Origin of the sequence: Nocardioides flavus (ex Wang et al. 2016) (assembly GCF_014653115.1) — a bacterium.
In the GTDB taxonomy this organism is placed as follows: Bacteria; Actinomycetota; Actinomycetes; order Propionibacteriales; family Nocardioidaceae; genus Nocardioides; species Nocardioides flavus.
The window spans coordinates 32021-50210 of record NZ_BNAD01000006.1 but is presented as its reverse complement, the minus strand read 5'-3'; the positions used below and the strand labels follow the sequence as shown (position 1 = coordinate 50210).

Genomic DNA, 18190 nt, shown 5'->3' with positions numbered 1-18190 from the left:
CAGCGTGCGCGATGCACGCGCACGGCGCGGCGCCTGCGAGCACAGTCGAAGCAGTGCGGGTCCACGCCGACCTGCGCAACAGCAGTCTGGGTCGGGCCCTCTTCACGTGGGCGAGGGGAGAGGCCGAGCGCCGTGGCTGTGCGCTGTTGCAGCTCACGAGCGACCAGCAGCTTCCCGAGGCGCACCGCTTCTACTCAGGACTCGGCCGGGTCCGCCTGTCGCATCAGGCCGGCCCGCCACAGCACGGCACCGGCGGCCACGGCGCCCAGCAACGCGCTGCCGATCATCCAGGCCCCCGAGAACGGGTAGTCCTCGGGACGGTGGAAGACGACGCCGATGACGTCGGCGGAGACCCCGATGAGCACTGCGACGAGCCAGACCGTGGTCCCCACGACGACGGCCCCGATGGCCGCGCCTAGGGCACGACCCACCTCCCCTGCGGCGCTCATCCTGCCGACCGGTCGTCGGCCCAGCGACGCAGCAGCAGGAACATCAGCGGCACCGTCGCGATCGCGACCAGGAGGCTGCCCGCCTTCCACTCCTCCATCAACGGGTATCCCTCCTCGCGATAGGTGATGAACGGCATCACGCCGGCCAGCACGCCGAGGACGTAGCACGCCACCCGGGCAGCGAAGCCGGAGGCGACCGCGAGCGCCGCGGCCCCGACCTCGCGTACGACGGCGCGCGTCGTCGAGGAGTGCGTCGAGCGGACCGTGAGCCAGTAGAGCATGACCGCCGCGACGACGGCCGCCGGCGTGATGACGACGCCGAGCGGACCGAGCCAGACCAGCCCCATGAACGTCGCGGCCGCGACGAGCGGGAGAGCGAGGACCAGCAGGGCGCCGGACACGAGCCGGTCACGAGCCGGAGTGGTCATGTGCGGCATCGTCATGGCCCTCATGGTGTCCGTGGGTAGCGTCGTGGCGAGCGTCGTACGGCGCTCACACCCCGAGCTCGAGGAGTACTCACGTGCCGAAGATCTTGATCGTCCTGACCGGTTCCGACCACTGGACCCTCAACGACGGGACCAAGCACCCGACCGGCTTCTGGGCCGAGGAGCTGCTGGCCCCCATGGAGGTGTTCTCCGACGCGGGGATCGACGTCGACCTCGCCAGCCCCGGTGGCACGACGCCCGTCGTGGACGAGGGCAGCCTGGACCCGGGCACCATCGGTGAGGAGGAGTCGGCCAAGCAGCGCAGGGCCCTCGACGCCCTCGCGGACCGGCTCGCCTCGACGCTGGTCCTGGCCGACGTCGACCTCGACTCCTACGACGCCGTCTTCGTACCCGGTGGCCACGGTCCGATGGAGGACCTCGCCGTCAGCGAGGACCTCGGCCGCGTCCTCGTGAGCATGATCGACGGCGGCAAGGTCGTCTCCTCGGTCTGCCACGGCCCCGCAGCCCTCCTGCCGGCGCGGCGCGACGACGGCTCCTGGCTGTTCGCCGGGCGCAACCTGACGGCCTTCACCGACGCGGAGGAGGAGCAGGCCGGTCTCGCCGACAAGGCGCCCTGGCTGCTGGAGTCCCGCCTGCGCGAGGCCGGCGCGACGTTCTCCTCGGGGGAGGCGTGGGCACCCTTCGTGGTCGTCGACGACAAGCTGGTGACCGGCCAGAACCCGGCGTCCAGCACTGAGGCCGCACAGAAGGTCGTCGGACTGCTCACCGCCTGACGACGCCCCCCTCACCCGAGCATCGCTGCGCGCGCCACGTCGCGACCCGGCACCCGGTGCAGCTTCGCGCCGATCGCCCGCGCCAGCTGCGGGGCAGTGCCGTCCAGGACGCGGCGCACGGCGTCCGTCAGCTCCGCGGGCGTGGCCGCGTTGGGGTCGAGCGCTGCCCCCAGCCCGGCCGCTTCGATCGCCGCCGCTCCGGCGAACTGGTCGGTGGAGAACGGCAGCACCACCATCGGCACCCCGGCGGTGAGCGCCTCGGTCACGCTGTTGTTGCCGCCGTGCGTGACCGCGACCGCCGCGCGGTCGAGCAGGGCGACCTGCGGCAGGTAGGACCGCACCAGCCAGTCCGGCGGTACGTCCGGCAGGCCGGTGGCGGATCCGGTCGCCACCGCGACCCGGAGCCCGAGCGGGCGCAGCGCCTCCAGCACCGTCGCCAGCACGTCCCCGCGCGCCGAGAGGAAGCTGCCGAAGCTGACGTAGGCGATCGGCCTGTCGTCGGCCGCGAGCCAGTCCTGGACGTCGTCGGTCGCCGGTTCGCCCCGCACGGCGGAGCCCAGGAACGCGTGCGGCGGCAGCAGCTCCGTACGGGCGGGGTCGTGCAGGGCGGCCGGGTAGTTCAGCATCAGCAGGTCACCGTGCTCGGCGAACGCGTCCGCCGACGACGCCGCACCGGGTGCGAGCGCGCGCAGGGCGGCGTTCCACTCGTCGGTGAAGGCGTCACGGACGTCGCGGCACAGCCGGTGCAGGGCGGCGAGCTCGGCCTCAGGTGCGGTGAAGGCGGCCGGCCACGCGGTCGGGTAGCCGTACACCTCGTCGCCGACCGGCAGCGCGGACGGGTGGCCGAGCACCACGTCGGCGTGGGGGACCCCTGCGGCGGCCAGCGCGATGCGGGCGCTGAACGCCAGGTGGTCGACGACCACCTGGTCGGGCTGCACCCGGTCGATGACGTCCAGGACGGCTCGGGCCCGGTCGACCGGCTCCCACAGCAGGTCGGCGCGCCGGGCCTCGGCCTGGTAGCGCAGGGTCGCCACCATGCCGTGCCGGGTGGCGTCGAAGAACCCCCGCAGCGCGTCGTCCTCGCCGGGCGGCTGGTGCTCGGCCCGGATGACACCGGGGTTCGAACCGCGGCCCAGCACCAGGTCGGCACGGTCGAACCCGAAGCCCGCGACGATGCTCGCGGTCGCCGGTCCGGTCGCCACCACGACCCGCTCCCCGGCGTCCTGCCACGCCGTCGCGAGGGTCGCCAGCGGCAGCAGGTGCGAGGCGTAGTCGGGACTGATCACCAGCAGCGTCATGCGGGCAACCGTGTCACGAGCGGCCCGCCGTACGGACGGCGCCGGCGTAGATCGAGCTCAGCCGGTCGGCCATGGCCTGCACGGTGAAGTCGGCCCGGACCCGCTCCAGCGCGCGATCGACCCGCTCGGCCTGGCCCGGCGCGGTCGCGAGGTCGAACGCAGCCCGCACCGCACGCGCCACCTCGTCCGGCCGGCGGGTGTCGACGAGCACGCCGGTCACCCCGTCCTCGATGTAGGTCGCCGGTCCGCCGGCCGCCGGTCCCACCACCACGAGCCCGGAGGCCAGGGCCTCGAGCAGCGCCAGGCCGAACTCCTCCTTGAGGCTGCTGCACACGTACACGCCGTTCGGCCCGTTGCCGTCCGGCCTGCCCGCCCGCGCGGCCGCCAGCCACACCGCCACCACGTCGTTGGGACGGTGCCCGGGCATCAGCAGGCCATCGGCGGCTGCGGGGAACCGCGCCAGAACCTCGTCGACCCGCTCGAGCTGCTCGCGCTCGTCCGGGGAGGGGTCGGCCAGGTCGCCGCCGACGATCACCAGGTTGCAGCGCTCGACGAGCGCGGGATCACTGGCCCACGCCTCGACCAGGGTCGCCATCCCCTTGACCCGGTGCAGCCGCCCCACGCTGATGGCCAGCGGCAGGCTCCTGCGGCGCTCGGGCAGGGCGGCGACGAGCGCGTCGAGCTCGGCCAGGGCCGGCCCGGGTGCGCCGGGCCGTTCCAGCTCGGCGGCAGCAGCAGCGCTGACCCCCAGGTCCACGCCCTCCGGCACCACGGTGTAGCGGTCGGGCTGCCCGGCCACGTCGAGGCCGAGCAGCTCGCGCATGTCGTGCTGCAGCTCGGGGCGCGGGAACAGGACGACGTGGGCCGCGTCCTCGGCCAGGCGCTGCACCAGACGGGCCCGGAACCAGTAGTGCTCGCGCTCGTCCGCGGCGCCGAAGTTGCCCCGGTGCAGTCCGCCGGTCATGTCCAGAGCATGGATGACGGCGTGCGGGTCGGGGGCGAGGGTGAACACGACCGGGATCCCCAGCTCGCGGGCCACCTCGGCCGCGGCCAGGCTGCCCACCTCGGCCATCCGCAGGTGCAGCACGTCGGGTCGGTGCGTCCTCAGCACGCGACGGATCCCGCGCTGCGCCGCGACCCGCGACGGCCAGGCCTGCGCGGCCGAGACGGCCTCGGGGAGCAGGGGCACCGGGGTGAGGAGGTGTTCCTCGGCCCTGGACGGGGCCTGCAACGCGTCCAGTGCGGCCTGCGGGGTGCCGCGGGAGAGCGTCAGCACGCGGGCGACGTCGGGCCCGGCCGCCAGTGCGTCACCCAGCCGGACCAGGAGCGTGGCCACGCCGCCGTTGTCGCCGGCGCCGGCGCGGCTGAGGTCACGGTCGATGTCGGCGTGCAGGAAGAGCTGGGCGACCGTCAGGCCGGCCCGGTCCTCGCCGCTTCCTGCGTCGTCGATGCCCAGGTCGATTGCGGCGAGGCGGGAGACGGCTCCTAGCTCGCCGTCGGCCGTGGCGAGGCGACGGACCAGTGCCACCGTGTCGTCGTCGTCCGGGCGGTCACCCAGTGCGGCGACCGCGGCCAGCCGTACGGCCGGGTGCTCGTCGTCCTCGGCGGCGAGCCCGAGCAGCGCGCGGCCGGCGACCGGGCCCGGCACCAGGCCGAGGGTCTCGACCAGCCTGCTGCGGGTCGTGCCAGCGACCGCATCGGTGAGCGCAACCTCGATCGCGGACGCGACCTGGTCGGGCGCAGAGGTAGCCCACCGGGCGAGCGTGCGCTGGGCGAGGACGCCGGAGAACCCTCCGTCCACCACCACCTCGACGAGCCGGCCGATCGCCCCGAGACGGGGCAGCCTGGTGCCGAGTGCCCAGCTCGCGTGCTCGCGCACGAACTGCCGGGGGTGCGACAGCAGCTCGGACAGGGCGGCGTCGGCCCCGTCGTCGAACACCTGGGCCAGGGCGTGCACGGCCGCCACCGCCGTCAGCTCGTCGCGGTCGTGGATGGCGGCGGTGAGCAGCCGCACCGGTTCCGGGCCGCTCTCGCGCGCGGCGGCGGCCGCGAGGCGGTCCCCGCTGCGCAGCACGTCCACCACGAGCGGAGCCTGCCGGACCTCGTCGAGCGCGCGTCGGAGGGACTGGGTCATGTCGCGGGTTCGGAGCCGACACCGGATCGGATTGCCCCGGCCCGGGGTGTGAGAGCCTGCGTCGGTGACCAGCCCCGTCGACCCCGGCTCCATCCGGATCGCCGCGCTGACCAGGGCGCACGCCGAGGACGTCGCGACGTGGCGCTACGACACGCCCTACGACGTCTACGACATGGCGGGCGCCGACCCGGACGAGCTGCTCGACCCGGAGCTCGGCTTCCACGCGGTCCTGGCGGGGGACGACCTGATCGGCTTCCGCTCGTTCGGTCCGGACGGTCGGGTGCCGGGCTGGGCGTACGACGACTCGGCGCTCGACACCGGAGGAGGGCTGCGTCCGTCGCTGACCGGGCAGGGCCTGGGCCGGGCGGCCATCGCCGCCGGGCTCGCGTACGGCCGTGGACGTTTCGCGCCGACCGCCTTCCGGGTGACCGTGGCGTCCTTCAACGTGCGCGCGCGGCGCACGGTCGAGTCGCTCGGCTTCGAGGTGGTCGGGTCGTTCGAGGCCAGCCGCGACGGCCGGCCGTTCGATGTCCTGGTCCGCGACGAGAGCCGCTGACGGCCCTCGTCGCGGTCCGTCTCGTCAGACGCGCCGGCAGTGCGGCGAGGCCTCGACCGCGTCGGGGTGCAGGATCCCGGCGAGCACCTCGACCCCGTCGACGAGCCGCGGCCCCGGGCGGGCGAAGTGCCCGTCGGCGTCGACGGCCCACACCGGCACGCCGGGGAAGCGGTGCCGTACGTCCTGCGCGAGCGCGGCCGCACCCTCGAGGTCGAAGCCGCACGGGGCGCAGACGACGACGTCCGGGGCGGAGCCGACGGCGTCCTCCCACGTGACCCGCACGGACTTCGCGCCCGCGGTGCCGAGCGTCGGTTCGCCGCCGGCACGGGTCACCATCTCGGGGATCCAGTGCCCGGGGGCGAACGGCGGGTCGGTCCACTCCAGCACCAGCACCCGCGGCCGCGCGCGACCGGCCACCAGCTCGGCCACGGTCGCGAGCCGCTCCTCGAGCGACGCCACGAGGGCGGCGGCCTGCTCGGCCCGTCCGGTGAGCCGGCCGATGTCGGTGACCGACGCGAGCACGTCGTCGAGCGTGTGCGGGTCGACGGTCGCCACCTCGGCGCGGCAGCCGAGGTGGCGCAGCGCGTCGTCGACGGTGCCGACGTCGATCGCGCAGACCGCGCAGAGGTCCTGGGTGACGACGAGGTCCGCGTCCAGATCGGTGAGCGCGCCCGCGTCGAGGCGGTAGAGGTCCTCGCCGGCGGCCATCGCCGCAGCCACGAAGTCGTCGATCTCGCGCGGGGTCAGCCCCTCCGGCATGGCCGACGTCGACACGACGCGGCGCTCACGGGCCTCGGCGGGGTGGTCGCACTCGAACGTCACGCCCACCACGTCGTCGCCCGCACCGACGGCGAACAGGATCTCGGTGGCGGACGGGATGAGCGAGACGATGCGCATCCGGCGAGCCTAGAACTAGTGTCGTGGCATGCCCGACTTCACGTGGCTCCCGGCCAACCAGGCGTCGGTCGAGGGCGTCGAGGCCGTGTTCGCCACGGGTGGCGCCCGCAAGTGCCGGTGCCAGGGACTCAAGGTCCCCGGCTGGATCTGGCGCGACACCACCCAGGAGCAGCGCGACGTCGCGCTGCTGGAGCAGACCGCCTGCGGCACCGACGGGCCGACGTCCGGCCTGATCGGCTACGTCGACGGCGAGGCGGCCGGCTGGGTGGCGGTCGAGCCCCGGGAGAACTACCCCCGCATCTGGAGCCGCAAGCAGCCGTGGATGCGGATGGACCCCGAGCTCGAGGGCGTCTGGTCCGTGACGTGCTTCGTGGTGCGCCCGGGCTGGCGCAAGGCCGGTCTGACCTACGAGCTGGCGCACGCCACCGTGGCGTACGGCGAGCAGGTCGGCGCCCGGGTGCTGGAGGGCTACCCGATCGAGCCGCCGCCCGGGAAGACGGTCATCTGGGACGAGGCGTCGGTGGGGCTGGTGCAGGTCTTCCTCGAGGCGGGCTACGAGGTGGCGGCCTCGCCCACCCTGCGGCGCCGCGTGGTGCGTCGACGGCTGGCCTGACGGCTCAGGGAGCGTCGAGCGGGACGCACTCCTGCAGGGCGGGGCTGCATCGCACCATCCGTTCCTGCTGCCCGTCGGTGACCCTGGCGACGAGGAGCTGGTCGTCCTCGAAGGTGAAGTCGGTGTTGACGAAGCGCCATCCCTGCGGAGGCGCCAGCACGCCCTCGCGCCCACCGGAGAGGTCGCGCACCAGGATCTCGGCGAGGGTGGCCACCTCACCCCCGACCTGCTCGAGGGGCACCCACGCCACCCACTCCTCGGAGACGTCCACGATCCCGAAGCTCGGCAGGTCCGCGATCGGGACCAGCTCCCCGTCTGCCGTCACGTCCGCGAGGTAGACCCGGCCGTCCCCGGGGTCTCGGGCGCCGTCGGACCCGTCGACGACGACCAGCCCGGCGCTCGTCGCCCGCCACACGACCTGATCGGGTGCGGTCCGCGTCAGGTCGAGCGGCTCGGCGCCGTCGAAGGGGCGCCACAGGACGCCGACGCCCCGACCGCTGGCGATCACCCAGCCGTCGTCGGTGACGGCCCCGATGCGGGTGCCCACCCCGTCGTCGTCGCGGACGGGGACCGGCACGGGCAGGCCCATCCCTTCGCCGTCCGGCGCGGTCTGGAAGCCATTCATCTCGCCCTCGGTGGAGATGTAGGCGACGTACTCGCCGTTGGGGGACACGACGGGCGGCTGCTCGGTGGCGACGTCCAGCGCGTCGGGCTGCCCGCCGTTGCCCCACGACCACGTGAACGGCGGCGCCACCGCCAGCCAGCCCTCGCTGGTCCCGTCGATCGCGTCGAAACCGGGGAACGAGTCGTCGCCCACGTACGCCACCCGGTCGAGCACGTACGGCACCCGGGGCTGTCCCGTGGGCACCTGCTCCACCTCGGTCGGCTGCGGGGCCGGCTGGGGGGCCGGCTGGGGCAGGGTGCCCCGGTCGGACGGGCCGCCCACCAGGACGACCAGCGCGATCAGCACCACGGCGGCGGCGACGGCCAGCAGCGGCGGCCAGACGAACCGCGACGGCCGCCCGGACGGCAGCTCCGGCAGGGGAGGGACCTCCACGCCGTCGGCGACCTGACGCAGCTCACTGGTCAGGATCCTCTCGATGTCCTCGTGCACGTCAGGCCTCCTTCCTCTCGGTCGCCGGTCTGTCCTGGTCGTCGAGCGCGGCCCTGAGCCTCTTGAGGGCGCGGTGGGCCGTGGACTTCACGGTGCCGCGCGAGCAGCCGAGCGTGTCGGCGATCTCGGCCTCGCTCAGGTCCTCGAAGTAGCGCAGCACGATGACCGCGCGCTGCTGCGGCGGGAGCTCCCTGACGTGCGGCCACAGCGCCATCCGATCGTCGGAGGTCCCCGGTGTGCCGGCCGTGCTCCCGGTCGCGCCGGTCGGTCCGCCTCGCTCCGGGAGCTCGTCCGTCAGCAGCTCCAGCCGGCGCGCCCTGGGGCGCCTGGAGTCGAGGAACGTGTTGGTGAGGATCCGGCGCACGTAGGCGTTCACCGAGTCCGAGGCGCTCACCCTGGACCACGCGCGGTGGGCCTTGATCAGCGTCTGCTGCGCGAGGTCCTCGGCGTCGGCGTGGTTGCCGGCCAGCAGGTAGGCGCTGCGGTAGAGCGTCGGCCAGGAGACGGCGGCGTACTCCTCGAACGATGGCACCTGCGTGCCGGTCGTCGAGAACATGCCCACCCCCTCACTCTGCACCCCCGTGGTGCCGTGTCACTCCTCCTGACTCCCGGCGCGCGCGGAAGGTTGCCTCACCAGCAGGAGTTCCATGCACCGCGCTGCTGGGCGCGAGCCGCACGGATCGCGCGGACGTACGTGCCGTGCCGGGCGACCGGTGTGCCGCCGTAGACGTAGGGCTTGGTGAATCCGCTCCACGCCTGCCGGTAGGACAGGTCCGCGAAGCCGCCCTCGCGCTTGACGTAGCGCAGGAGCCGGCCGTACCGGTCCTTCGCGGCCTGGGTCCGGTCCGAGACGAGGTGCACGGTCGATCCGACGGGCGCGAGCCTGCGGAGGTTGGCGGTCGCGGCGTCGGCGCCGCAGCGTCCGCGCTCGGGCGTGTCGATCCCCAGCATGCGTACGGAGACGTGGGCGCCACTGCGCAGCCGCACCCGGAGCGTGTCGCCGTCGGTGACGCGCACGACGTTGCCGGTCTCGCGGAAGACCTGCTGGGTCTGGGTGGTGGCGAACTGCTGCGGCGCGGTGCTGCCGCGACCGATGCACGGGCACGGGTTGGACTCGCACGCCACGCCGTCCCCGTCGTCGTCCAGCCTGTGCGGGTCGCCCGCGCCGGCCTGCAGGAAGAAGTTCTGCGCGGCGGCCTGGCTCGCGAAGTCGCCGCAGTCGCGGTCGTAGAAAGCCGACGCGGATGCCTGCGTCATGGACGTGAGGCCGAGTCCGACGACGGCGAGCGCGAGCAGGCGGACGAGCGTGTGCATGCCGCAAGGGTCACACCTGGCCGGCGCGTGCGTGGGCGGAACGCGTCAGGTGGGCGGCAGAAGGCCCGCTCAGTCCAGGATCTCGCGGCGGTCTCGCAGGGGGCTGGCGAAGAGCACGACTGGCGACACGGCGACCACGACTGCCAACAACCACAAGGCATCGCGCGCGCTGGTGCCCTGCGCCACCCATCCCGCAAGGAGGCCTCCGAGTGGGATGACACCCCACGAGACGAAGCGCACCGTGGCCATCACCCGAGCGAGCAGGTGGGGTGGGCTCTCCTGCTGGCGGTAGGTGCGCGTCACCACCGACAGGATCACCGTGAAGAAGGCGAACAGTGCGTTGCCCAGCGCGAACGCCGCCATGCCGAGGAGATCGTGACCCAGAGGCATGAGCAGTACCGAGGGAACCGACAGCACCGCGGCGGCGAGCAGCATCCGCCCTGTCCCGAACCTGCGCCCCAGCCGAGGTCCGAAGGTTGCTCCGACCAGTGCGCCGAGTCCTTCACTGGCCAGCACCACCCCGTACGCCGTCGGGGAGGCGCCGAGATCGCGGATGAGATAGAGCGGGGTCAGCGTCAACAACATGCCGCACGCGAAGTTGGTGGCCGCCGCGTCGATCATCATCGGCCGCATCACCGGGTGCGCGACGACGTAGCGCCAACCCTCGCGGATCTGAGTCAGCATCGGAGAGCGAGCCACCTGCGGACGCTCGGCCCGGGGGAGGGTCCACATCAGCGCGCCCGAGACGACGTAGCTCACGGCATCGATGAGCAACGCGATCGGAGCGCCGAGCCACTGCACCACCACGCCCGCGACGGGCGGCCCGCCGAGCTGGGTGAGGGCGTGGGTGCCGCTCATCAGGGAGTTGCGTGAGTTGAGCTGCTCGCGAGGCACCACGTGGGGGATGTAGGTGGTGTTGGCGACGAAGGCGAAGACGTTGGCGAAGCTGACTGTGAGAGCGACGGCGAAGAGCGTCGGCATGGTTAGCCAGCCGAGTGGCCACAGGATCGCAGGAGTGAGCAGGGCGCCCGCGCGGACGAAGTCGACGCTTGCCTGCAGCCCACGCAGTGGCAGGTGGGTGGCCAGGGCGCCGGCGGGCAGGGTGAGCAGCAGCCAGCCGAGGTCCCCGGCGGCGACCAGGATCCCCACCTCGAGCGCGCTGGCGTCGAGGAGGACGAGGGCGGTCAACGGCAATGCGACTGACGTCAGGGCACTGCCGGCCTGGCTGGTGGTCTTGGCGGTCCAATAGCGCCAGAACACGGAGGCTGGGAGTTGGTTGGTCCTCACAAGGGTGGCCACGATCGAGCGTCCGCCTTCCGCTGGTTGTGCGCCGGACCCTAGGGAAGTTGTTCGGCCCGTGCCAATGGACGCGGCTTTCCCAACGCCCGCGGGGGCCTGCGAGGACGTCGTCAGATCAGGTGAAGTAGAGGTCGACGCCGGGTGGCGCGTCGAGGATCTCCCGCGCCTGGTCGGGATCGATGCGGCGCGTGCCGCGATGGTCGACGATGAACGCCAGCCCGTGCGGACTCAGCCAGACGTAGCGGCCCTGGCCGCACTGGCGTGATCGATAGCCGGCGTGCGTCTTCCAGCGGTGATGTCGCCGGCCGAGGGGGCCGGAGTTGTGGGACCCGGTCTGCGGGTGCTTCGGGTCGGGTGGCCCGGTGTCGTCGTAGGGGGTGGGGTGGTCGTAGTCGACGTGGCGGCTGGTGGAAGTGGCGAACGGCCAATAGTCACCGCCCGTCGTGAGGTGGACCTGCTCCTTGAGGGACTCGGGGTGCTCGTAGGCGGTGGTGCGCACCCGGGAGGACAGGTCCCGCACCGGACGCACGGTGAGCCGGGTGCGTCCCAGCAGCGCGCACAGCGCGGACACGGAGGTCGGTCCCAGGCCCTCGACCCGCGCGACGGCATCGGCGCCGGCGAGTGCGGCCTCGTGGAGGTGGACGTGCAACACGGCCTTCGGCGTCAGAGGAGTGAGGTCGGCAGAACGCAGGGCGTCGAGAAGGTCGGCGGGGAAGGCGGTCGCACGGCTCGGTGGCTCGTCGGTCTCGGTGCCGGGAAGTGTGTCGTCGGTGTGCTCGAGGAGCAGCTGGAGGAGCTCGGCCGGGCGCGCGAGGTGGCCGAACGCGAGGGCGCGCAGCTCGTCGGCGCCGAGGTCCGGATGGGTGGGGGCGAGGATGTCGGCCACCCGCTGCACGGTCGCCTCGACCCACACGGCGTCGCCGGCCTCGATGCGGGCGATGACGGTGCGCAACCCGTACTCGTCGGTGCGACCGGAGCCGACGTAGCGTCGGGCTCTCTCTGTCGCGACGCGCTGGTCGTGCAGGGCGGGGTCGGCCTCGATGACCTTGCCCTCGGCCACGGCGAGCACCCGCCCGCCCGCCTCGTGCGCGATGATCCTTGCGATCGCACTGTCGACGACGCCGACGCGGTCGGCCGGGAGGTGGCGTGAGAGACGTGCGACGCGCCGCGCGATGAAGACCTCGGCCTCGCCCGATCGGACGACCGCCCAGGTCAGCGGGAGCCGGTGCTGGAGGTCGAGCACGTCAGCGAGGGCGTTGGTCGTGGCGGTGACGCCGGTGCCCCGAGCGATGGCGATCTCGCCGAGGCAGAAGTCCTGCACGCCCGGCGTGCCCTCGCCGCCGAGCTGGACCAGCACATCTCCGAGGCGTCGTGCCTGCCGGCCGTCGGGACCCTCGGTGGGATCGGCGGAGTGCACTGCCGCCCACTGCGCGAGGACCTCGAGGTCGCGGACCTCGGCCAGCCGACGTGCCCGCACCGCGCCGCTCGCGGCGGCCAGCAGGCCGGTCGCGTCGAGCTCGGAGAGGTTGTCGGTCATGTGTTCGATTGTAGTCGCCACCACCGACAATGGCCCCGTCGTCAGTCGCTCTTCGCCCGCCGTGTGCGCCATCCCTTGCGCGCCGCCCTGCTGCGCCGGCGCCGGGCTCGCTCGGCCTCCTCGAGCAGTCGTTGTGCGGCGCGCTCCTCGCGCCGGGCGGCGCTCTCCACGCGCTTGCGCTCGGCCTCGACCACCGCGGGCGACCGGACCGGCCAGACGTACGGCAGGTCGTCGGGCACGTCGGGGAACTGCGGGCGGTAGAAGTCGGGGTCCTTGCGCACCAGCGCCGACTGGTGGCTGCGGTGGAGATCGGGGTCGCCCAGCCACGGCGGCAGCGCGCGCACCGTGGCCAGCTCGTCCTGCGAGCGCACCGACGCGATGCCTGCGGCAGCGAGGTCTGCGGCGATGGTCGCGGCGCACGTGTCGCCGAACCCGAGCTCCAGCCACGCCTCGCAGGACTCGAAGCCGTAGCGCCCGAGCGCCTCCTCGTGCCCGCGCCACATCAGCGCCGCGGGATGGTTGCGCCAGGCGTAGTCCGGCACGGTCAGCGCGCGCACGACCTGGATGACCTCCACCCGCTGCTTGCCCAGCCGCTTCTGGTCCAGCGATCGGACGGAGGCGGCGAAGTCCGGGTAGGGAAGGAACGTCTGCACCTGCTCGAGGCTAGGCACCGCCCGCCGGTGCCCGCCCCACCCTGATGGGAGGTGCCCGTGGCACCATCCGTCCCGTGGACGGATGCGTGTTCTGCCAGATCATCGCCGGCGAGGTGCCAGGCCACATCGTCCTGGAGACCGACGACCTGGTCGCCTTCCTCGACACCCGCCCCGTCTTCAAGGGCCACGTGCTGCTCGTGCCCCGCGCGCACGTCGAGACCCTGCCCGACCTGCCGGCCGCGCTCCGCGACCCGTTCCTCGCCGCCGCCCAGCGGATCGCGACCGCGGTCAAGGACGGGCTCGGTGCGCAGGGCTCGTTCGTGGCGGTCAACAACACGGTCAGCCAGTCGGTGCCGCACCTGCACCTCCACGTCGTGCCGCGCACGAAGGGCGACGGCCTGCGCGGCTTCTTCTGGCCCCGCACGAAGTACGTCGCGGGGGAGCCCGAGGCGTACGCCGAGCGCCTGCGCGCCGCCCTGGAGATCTGAGCTCGCGGACCGACTACCCCGGCAGGGCCTGCGGGCGCGTGCCTGCGCTGACGGCGCGACGCGGGCCCGGGCGCTCGCGCCGCAGCGGCTGCCCCGTCACGAGGGCGGCGAGCACGAGCGCGGCCGCGCCGATGAACGCACCTCCGAGCACGTCGACGAAGAAGTGCCAGCCGAGGTAGACCGTCGACACCGACGTCAGCACGGCGAAGGCCCAGCCCGCCGTCCGCACCCAGGCCGGCAGCCGCAGCACCTCCGCGGCCAGGCACGTGGTCACCGTGACGGCGACGTGCAGCGACGCGAAGGCGGCGACGGTCTGGACGGCCGAGGTGGCCCAGGGGCCGGCCATGACGTCGACGCGGTCGGCCAGCAGCCACTCCTGCACGCGGGTGTTGAAGGTGGGCGGGAGGTCGGCGAACTCCCCGGGCCGGGAGTAGGCCGGTCCCAGCGACGGCACCAGGTAGTAGACCGTCACCCCGAGCAGCCAGTTGAACGAGACGGCCGTGACGTAGAACGCGCCGGCGAGCGAGCGCCGCGTCCAGACGAGGGCCACGGCCAGGGCGGCCGGCACGAGGCCGATCCACAGCACGTACACCCCCGACATCAGCCAGGCCGCCCAGCCGGTGCCGAGCAGGTCGTGGAGCACGGCCGCGGGGTCGTGCCCCAGCCACAGGGCCCGGTCCAGCCGCGCCAGCTCGGTGTCCCACAGCCGGTCGTTGACGAAGGGCAGGTAGCCCTTGAGGTTGCGGAACGCGACGTAGGACACGTACCAGGCGACCAACCCGCTCAGGGTGAAGCCGACCTGGGCGCGGTCCCAGCGCTCGGCCACGACCGTACGCAGCGCGGCCGTCACTCCGGGACGCTCGCGGCGCCGGAGCGTCAGCGCCCAGCGGGCGAGCAGGTCCACCAGCACGGCCGCCAGCACGATCAGCGGCAGCCGCACCCACGTCGGGACCGAGACCCCGTCCGGGTCGCGGACCGGCAGGTCGTACGCCGTCGCGACCACGACCGTGGCCACGGCCATCGCCGCCGCCACCGCCGCTGCGCCTCGGAAGTCCTCGTGGACCATCCCGCCACGCTAACCGCGGTCCGCGGGCAGGCTGCGACCCTGCGCCGGATCTCCACAACTCTCGTGAGACCCTCCCGGGGACAACCCCGTCACCGAGCCCGAGGAGCCGTTCACATGGGTCGCTACGACCGTCGCGTCGCCGTCATCACCGGAGCAGCACGAGGCATCGGCTTCGGCATCGCCCAGCGCCTCGCGAGCGAGGGTGCGTCCATCGCGATCCTCGACCTCGACGAGACCGCCGCCCAGGAGGCCGCCGCGCGCCTCGAGCTCACCGACGGGGCGCGGGCGATCGGCGTCGGCTGCGACGTCGTCGACGCCGCGGCCGCCGAGGCGGCCGTGCAGCGCGTGGTCGACGAGCTCGGCGGCATCCACGTCCTGGTCAACAACGCCGGCGTCACCCGCGACAACCTGCTGTTCAAGATGACCGAGGAGGACTGGGACGTGGTGATGAACGTCCACCTCAAGGGCGTCTTCAACATGACCAAGGCCGCGCAGTCGCGCTTCGTGGAGCAGAAGTACGGCAAGATCCTCAACCTCTCCAGCGTCTCCGCCCTCGGCAACCGCGGCCAGGCCAACTACTCCGCCGCCAAGATGGGCATCCAGGGCCTCACCCGCACCCTCGGCATCGAGCTCGGCCCCTTCGGCATCACCGCCAACGCCATCGCCCCGGGCTTCATCGTCACGGAGATGACCGACGCCACGGCCCGCCGGCTCAAGATGGAGCCCGAGGAGCTGCAGCGCCTCAACGCCGAGGCCACCCCCGTGCGCCGGGTCGGGCAGCCCGAGGACATCGCCGCTGCCGCCGCCTTCCTGTGCAGCGACGAGGCGTCGTTCATCACCGGCCAGACGCTCTACGTCGACGGCGGCCGCAAGCTCGGCTGAGCGTGATCCCGGCCACGGTCCCACGCTCGGGGCCGCGGCCGGGTTTGCCCTACTCGGGGGCGTCTGCCACGTTGGACGGCGGTCGAGAGACCTCCGTCCCGGGCTACGCCGAGTCCTGCCCGGCCGGGACGTACCCCCGATCAAGCGAGGGCAGGAGTGGGGGACCCACAGGTTCCACGCCGACTCACGTCGGCTCGGGGTGAAGCCGTGCACAACTCGGGGTGCACGGCGGGGCACCTTCCAGCCCCAACCCGACAGCTCACCCCACAGGCGTGGGAAAGGACCACACCATGCCTGCGACCACTCGTACGGCGCGAGCCTGCGCGCTCGCCCTGGCCGCCTTCGGCGTCACCGCCTCGACGTTGACGGCCGTGCCCGCCACCGCGGCCGGTGACACCGACCAGGTCACCAGCACCACCACGACCGAGAAGAAGCGGCTCAGCGCGAAGCGCCGCGTCGCCAACCGCGTCCTGAGCGCCCGCGACATCGCGATGAACCAGCGCGGCGACGCCTACGGCTACGGCGCCGTCGGGCCGCACCGCTTCGACTGCTCCGGGCTGATCCGCTACAGCTATGCCCGCGCCGGCTTCGACGTGCCCCGTACGTCGCGCGCCCAGGCCGGGCACGCGCGCCGGATCGCCAAGAAGGACATGCGCGCCGGCGACCTGATGTTCTTCGCCAACGGCGGCGGCGTCTACCACGCCGCGATCTTCCTGCGCTGGTCGCGCGGGCACGCCGTCATGCTGCACGCGCCGGGCTCCGGCGACCGGGTCCGCGTGGCCGTCCCGTGGACCTCGCAGTGGTTCGGCGGCACCCTGCGTCGCGCCTGACCACCCCCGGGGACGGTTCGGATTGGTGGGCCGTCCCCGCTGATCTACCCTGTGGCGCGCCTTCTCCGATCGGGGGAGGCGCGCCCCCACACTGCTGAGCAGAGATCCCCCGCTCGATCGGAGTACCCCCGTGCGTCACCGCCCCCACCGCTCGCCGTCCCAGGCGCTCGCCGCCGTGCTCGTCGCGGGGTCGCTGCTGCTCGCCGGCTGCAGCGGCGGGGACGAGGAGCCGGCGTCGAGCGAGACCGCCGCGCCCTCCGAGCCCACTGCCTCGGAGACCACCGAGCCGCCCGAGCCGACCTACTGGCCCCTGACCGGCCTCGAGCGCACCGGCAAGGCGCCGAAGCACCCGGTCATCGTGACCAAGGTCGACAACACCTCCTCGAGCGCCCCGCAGGTCGGCCTCGGGTCCGCCGACCTGGTCGTCGAGGAGCTCGTGGAGGGCGGCTACACCCGCCTCGCGGCGTTCTACTACTCCAAGGTCCCGGCCAGCATCGGCCCGGTGCGCTCGATGCGCGCCAGCGACATCGGCATCGTCCCCGACGGCGCGACCGTGGTGACCAGCGGTGCCGCCCCGATCACGGTCAAGCGGATCAACGGCGCGGGGATCCCGTGGCTCACCGAGGGCGACGCGGGTGTCTACCGCGAGACCTCCCGCTCCGCGCCCTACAACCTCTTCGCCCGGCTCGGCGACATCGCCAAGCGGCTCAAGGCCGAGGAGGAGCCGCCGCCCTACCTGCCGTGGGGCACCCCCTCCGACCTGCCCAGGGGTGGCAAGGCGCGCACTCTCACCGCCGACTTCGGCGCCCACTCCACGAGCTGGCAGTTCCAGAAGGGCGGCTACGTCAACACCGACTCGTACGCCGCCCAGGGCGACCAGTTCCCCGCCGACTCGGTCCTCGTGCTGCGGGTCAGGGTCGGTGACGCGGGCTACCGCGACCCGGCCGGCTACCCGGTGCCCGAGACCAAGCTCGAGGGCAAGGGCGCGGCACTGCTCTTCCACGGCGGACGCGTGGTCCGCGGGACGTGGAGCAAGGACGGGCTGAAGGGCCCGATCGAGCTCTCGACCAAGCAGGGCGAGCTCACGGTCCCGGCCGGGCGCGTGTGGGTCGAGCTCGTGCCGGCCGCCACCGGCAACGTCACGTTCGCGAAGTAGCGCCCGTCGAGGGCGCCGGCGGCTCGGCGCCGTCCTCCAGCAGCCGCTGGAGGCCGGCCAGGATGAACCCGATGGCCGCCTCGACCCGCAGGGCCGCGGTCGCGGCGTCGTCGCTCGCCGCGACCGACCCGCCGGCCGCCGACATGGCGCCGAAGAAGATCCGGGCGAAGGTGTCGAGCATGGCGTCGTCGAGGTCCCAGTCGGTGTCCGTGAGCACCGACCGGACGATCGCGTCGACGATGCCGTACGTCGAGCGCTCCTCCTGCTCGCGGTAGCGCTCGTGGCCCAGCACCGACGGCCCGTCCGAGATCACGATCTGGCGGTAGCCCGGCTCCTGGACCGCCTCGAGGAAGGCGCGCAGCCCCGCCTGGGCCTTCAGCCACGGGTCCCCGTCGCCCTCGGTGGCCCGGGCGATGCCGGCCGTGGCCCGGGACTCGACCCGCTCGAAGGCCGCCTCGAAGATCGCCTGCTTGCCGCTGAAGTGGTGGTAGAGCGCACCCTTGGTGACGTCGGCGCCGGCGACGATCGCGTCGAGGGACGTGCCGGAGTAGCCGTGCTCGGTGAAGAGCCGTTCAGCCTCGTCGACGAGCGCCTGCTTGGTCGAGTCGGAGAAGCGCTGCCGGCGTGACCTCATGGCACGCAGCCTAGGTGAGCCGACTCACGGCCGCGGCGTTTGAACGCGCCG

The 18190-nt window shown here is 73.3% G+C and carries 20 protein-coding genes, 1 pseudogene and 1 riboswitch; of the genes and pseudogenes, 8 read left to right on the top strand and 13 right to left on the bottom strand.

Going from position 1 to position 18190, the window contains the following annotated elements; all coding sequences use genetic code 11:
• Positions 1 to 11: 11 nt before the first annotated feature.
• A pseudogene (locus IE200_RS21205) lies at positions 12 to 146 on the top strand (hypothetical protein); the annotation flags it as partial.
• A 48-nt stretch (positions 147 to 194) separates the two neighbouring features.
• On the opposite strand, the gene IE200_RS12095 reads toward IE200_RS21205, so the two are convergent.
• Together IE200_RS12095 and IE200_RS12090 are read right to left on the bottom strand one after the other, a co-directional pair.
• Entirely contained in the window at positions 195 to 449 is a 255-nt protein-coding gene (locus IE200_RS12095; RefSeq protein ID WP_191279743.1) for a hypothetical protein, read from the bottom strand.
• The gene (locus IE200_RS12090; RefSeq protein WP_191279742.1) at positions 446 to 892 is read right to left on the bottom strand and encodes a hypothetical protein; all 447 of its coding nucleotides are present in this window, start codon (positions 890 to 892) and stop codon (positions 446 to 448) included. The genes IE200_RS12095 and IE200_RS12090 overlap by 4 nt, the downstream gene beginning before the upstream one ends.
• A gap of 77 nt (positions 893 to 969) precedes the next feature.
• On the opposite strand from IE200_RS12090, the gene IE200_RS12085 reads away from it, so the two are divergent.
• On the top strand, positions 970 to 1668 hold the full coding sequence (locus IE200_RS12085) for a type 1 glutamine amidotransferase domain-containing protein (RefSeq protein ID WP_191279741.1): 699 nt from the start codon (positions 970 to 972) through the stop codon (positions 1666 to 1668).
• Positions 1669 to 1679: 11 nt separating this feature from the next.
• Here IE200_RS12085 and IE200_RS12080 read toward each other — a convergent pair whose 3' ends face one another.
• Entirely contained in the window at positions 1680 to 2966 is a 1287-nt protein-coding gene (locus tag IE200_RS12080; protein WP_191279740.1) for a nucleotide disphospho-sugar-binding domain-containing protein, read from the bottom strand.
• Between the two features lie 13 nt (positions 2967 to 2979).
• A complete protein-coding gene (locus tag IE200_RS12075; protein WP_191279739.1) occupies positions 2980 to 5100 on the bottom strand; it encodes a glycosyltransferase in 2121 nt (706 codons plus the stop codon).
• A 64-nt stretch (positions 5101 to 5164) separates the two neighbouring features.
• Here IE200_RS12075 and IE200_RS12070 point away from each other — a divergent pair, with 64 nt between their 5' ends.
• A complete protein-coding gene (locus IE200_RS12070; protein WP_191279738.1) occupies positions 5165 to 5656 on the top strand; it encodes a GNAT family N-acetyltransferase in 492 nt (163 codons plus the stop codon).
• Between the two features lie 24 nt (positions 5657 to 5680).
• On the opposite strand, the gene IE200_RS12065 is transcribed toward IE200_RS12070, so the two are convergent.
• Positions 5681 to 6553, bottom strand: a complete 873-nt coding sequence (locus tag IE200_RS12065) for a cobalamin-binding protein (RefSeq protein ID WP_191279737.1) — start codon at positions 6551 to 6553, stop codon at positions 5681 to 5683.
• A gap of 28 nt (positions 6554 to 6581) precedes the next feature.
• Here IE200_RS12065 and IE200_RS12060 point away from each other — a divergent pair, with 28 nt between their 5' ends.
• On the top strand, positions 6582 to 7166 hold the full coding sequence (locus IE200_RS12060; RefSeq protein WP_191279736.1) for a GNAT family N-acetyltransferase: 585 nt from the start codon (positions 6582 to 6584) through the stop codon (positions 7164 to 7166).
• Between the two features lie 4 nt (positions 7167 to 7170).
• Here IE200_RS12060 and IE200_RS12055 read toward each other — a convergent pair whose 3' ends face one another.
• From IE200_RS12055 to IE200_RS12030, 6 genes are all read right to left on the bottom strand, one after another.
• A complete protein-coding gene (locus IE200_RS12055; protein ID WP_191279735.1) occupies positions 7171 to 8280 on the bottom strand; it encodes a hypothetical protein in 1110 nt (369 codons plus the stop codon).
• 1 nt (position 8281) lies between these two features.
• Positions 8282 to 8836 (bottom strand): SigE family RNA polymerase sigma factor, encoded by a 555-nt coding sequence (locus IE200_RS12050; RefSeq protein ID WP_191279734.1) that lies wholly within the window; start codon positions 8834 to 8836, stop codon positions 8282 to 8284.
• A 74-nt stretch (positions 8837 to 8910) separates the two neighbouring features.
• A complete protein-coding gene (locus IE200_RS12045; protein ID WP_191279733.1) occupies positions 8911 to 9594 on the bottom strand; it encodes an excalibur calcium-binding domain-containing protein in 684 nt (227 codons plus the stop codon).
• Between the two features lie 69 nt (positions 9595 to 9663).
• The gene (locus IE200_RS12040; protein WP_229856445.1) at positions 9664 to 10854 is read right to left on the bottom strand and encodes an MFS transporter; all 1191 of its coding nucleotides are present in this window, start codon (positions 10852 to 10854) and stop codon (positions 9664 to 9666) included.
• Between the two features lie 154 nt (positions 10855 to 11008).
• Positions 11009 to 12430 carry a hypothetical protein gene (locus tag IE200_RS12035; RefSeq protein ID WP_191279732.1) on the bottom strand — a complete coding sequence of 474 codons (1422 nt, stop codon included), beginning with the start codon at positions 12428 to 12430 and terminating at the stop codon, positions 11009 to 11011.
• Between the two features lie 41 nt (positions 12431 to 12471).
• Entirely contained in the window at positions 12472 to 13083 is a 612-nt protein-coding gene (locus IE200_RS12030) for an MSMEG_6728 family protein (protein WP_191279731.1), read from the bottom strand.
• Between the two features lie 74 nt (positions 13084 to 13157).
• On the opposite strand from IE200_RS12030, the gene IE200_RS12025 reads away from it, so the two are divergent.
• Positions 13158 to 13571: an HIT family protein gene (locus IE200_RS12025; RefSeq protein WP_229856443.1), complete on the top strand. Its 414-nt coding sequence runs from the start codon at positions 13158 to 13160 to the stop codon at positions 13569 to 13571.
• A 13-nt stretch (positions 13572 to 13584) separates the two neighbouring features.
• Here the strand turns inward: IE200_RS12025 and IE200_RS12020 are convergent, their stop codons facing one another.
• Complete coding sequence (locus IE200_RS12020; protein ID WP_191279729.1) at positions 13585 to 14637, bottom strand: phosphatase PAP2 family protein; 1053 nt, start codon at positions 14635 to 14637, stop codon at positions 13585 to 13587.
• Positions 14638 to 14751: 114 nt separating this feature from the next.
• Here IE200_RS12020 and fabG point away from each other — a divergent pair, with 114 nt between their 5' ends.
• From fabG to IE200_RS12005, 3 genes are all read left to right on the top strand, one after another.
• Positions 14752 to 15519 carry a 3-oxoacyl-ACP reductase FabG gene (fabG, locus tag IE200_RS12015; protein ID WP_191279728.1) on the top strand — a complete coding sequence of 256 codons (768 nt, stop codon included), beginning with the start codon at positions 14752 to 14754 and terminating at the stop codon, positions 15517 to 15519.
• 123 nt (positions 15520 to 15642) lie between these two features.
• A riboswitch (cyclic di-AMP (ydaO/yuaA leader) is annotated at positions 15643 to 15805 on the top strand.
• Between the two features lie 4 nt (positions 15806 to 15809).
• Positions 15810 to 16349, top strand: a complete 540-nt coding sequence (locus tag IE200_RS12010; RefSeq protein WP_191279727.1) for a C40 family peptidase — start codon at positions 15810 to 15812, stop codon at positions 16347 to 16349.
• A 130-nt stretch (positions 16350 to 16479) separates the two neighbouring features.
• Complete coding sequence (locus IE200_RS12005; RefSeq protein ID WP_191279726.1) at positions 16480 to 17505, top strand: DUF3048 domain-containing protein; 1026 nt, start codon at positions 16480 to 16482, stop codon at positions 17503 to 17505.
• Here IE200_RS12005 and IE200_RS12000 read toward each other — a convergent pair.
• Positions 17489 to 18139, bottom strand: a complete 651-nt coding sequence (locus IE200_RS12000) for a TetR/AcrR family transcriptional regulator (protein ID WP_191279725.1) — start codon at positions 18137 to 18139, stop codon at positions 17489 to 17491. The genes IE200_RS12005 and IE200_RS12000 overlap by 17 nt on opposite strands.
• Positions 18140 to 18190 lie beyond the last annotated feature (51 nt).

Excerpts from the sequence above, each read along its gene's own strand:
- IE200_RS12095 (WP_191279743.1), bottom strand. The coding sequence starts at position 449 with ATGAGCGCCGCAGGGGAGGTGGGTCGTGCCCTAGGCGCGGCCATCGGG.
- IE200_RS12090 (WP_191279742.1), bottom strand. The coding sequence starts at position 892 with ATGACGATGCCGCACATGACCACTCCGGCTCGTGACCGGCTCGTGTCC.
- IE200_RS12080 (WP_191279740.1), bottom strand. The coding sequence starts at position 2,966 with ATGACGCTGCTGGTGATCAGTCCCGACTACGCCTCGCACCTGCTGCCG.
- IE200_RS12075 (WP_191279739.1), bottom strand. The coding sequence starts at position 5,100 with ATGACCCAGTCCCTCCGACGCGCGCTCGACGAGGTCCGGCAGGCTCCG.
- IE200_RS12065 (WP_191279737.1), bottom strand. The coding sequence starts at position 6,553 with ATGCGCATCGTCTCGCTCATCCCGTCCGCCACCGAGATCCTGTTCGCC.
- IE200_RS12060 (WP_191279736.1), top strand. The coding sequence starts at position 6,582 with ATGCCCGACTTCACGTGGCTCCCGGCCAACCAGGCGTCGGTCGAGGGC.
- IE200_RS12050 (WP_191279734.1), bottom strand. The coding sequence starts at position 8,836 with ATGTTCTCGACGACCGGCACGCAGGTGCCATCGTTCGAGGAGTACGCC.
- IE200_RS12045 (WP_191279733.1), bottom strand. The coding sequence starts at position 9,594 with ATGCACACGCTCGTCCGCCTGCTCGCGCTCGCCGTCGTCGGACTCGGC.
- IE200_RS12035 (WP_191279732.1), bottom strand. The coding sequence starts at position 12,430 with ATGACCGACAACCTCTCCGAGCTCGACGCGACCGGCCTGCTGGCCGCC.
- IE200_RS12020 (WP_191279729.1), bottom strand. The coding sequence starts at position 14,637 with ATGGTCCACGAGGACTTCCGAGGCGCAGCGGCGGTGGCGGCGGCGATG.
- fabG (WP_191279728.1), top strand. The coding sequence starts at position 14,752 with ATGGGTCGCTACGACCGTCGCGTCGCCGTCATCACCGGAGCAGCACGA.
- IE200_RS12010 (WP_191279727.1), top strand. The coding sequence starts at position 15,810 with ATGCCTGCGACCACTCGTACGGCGCGAGCCTGCGCGCTCGCCCTGGCC.
- IE200_RS12000 (WP_191279725.1), bottom strand. The coding sequence starts at position 18,139 with ATGAGGTCACGCCGGCAGCGCTTCTCCGACTCGACCAAGCAGGCGCTC.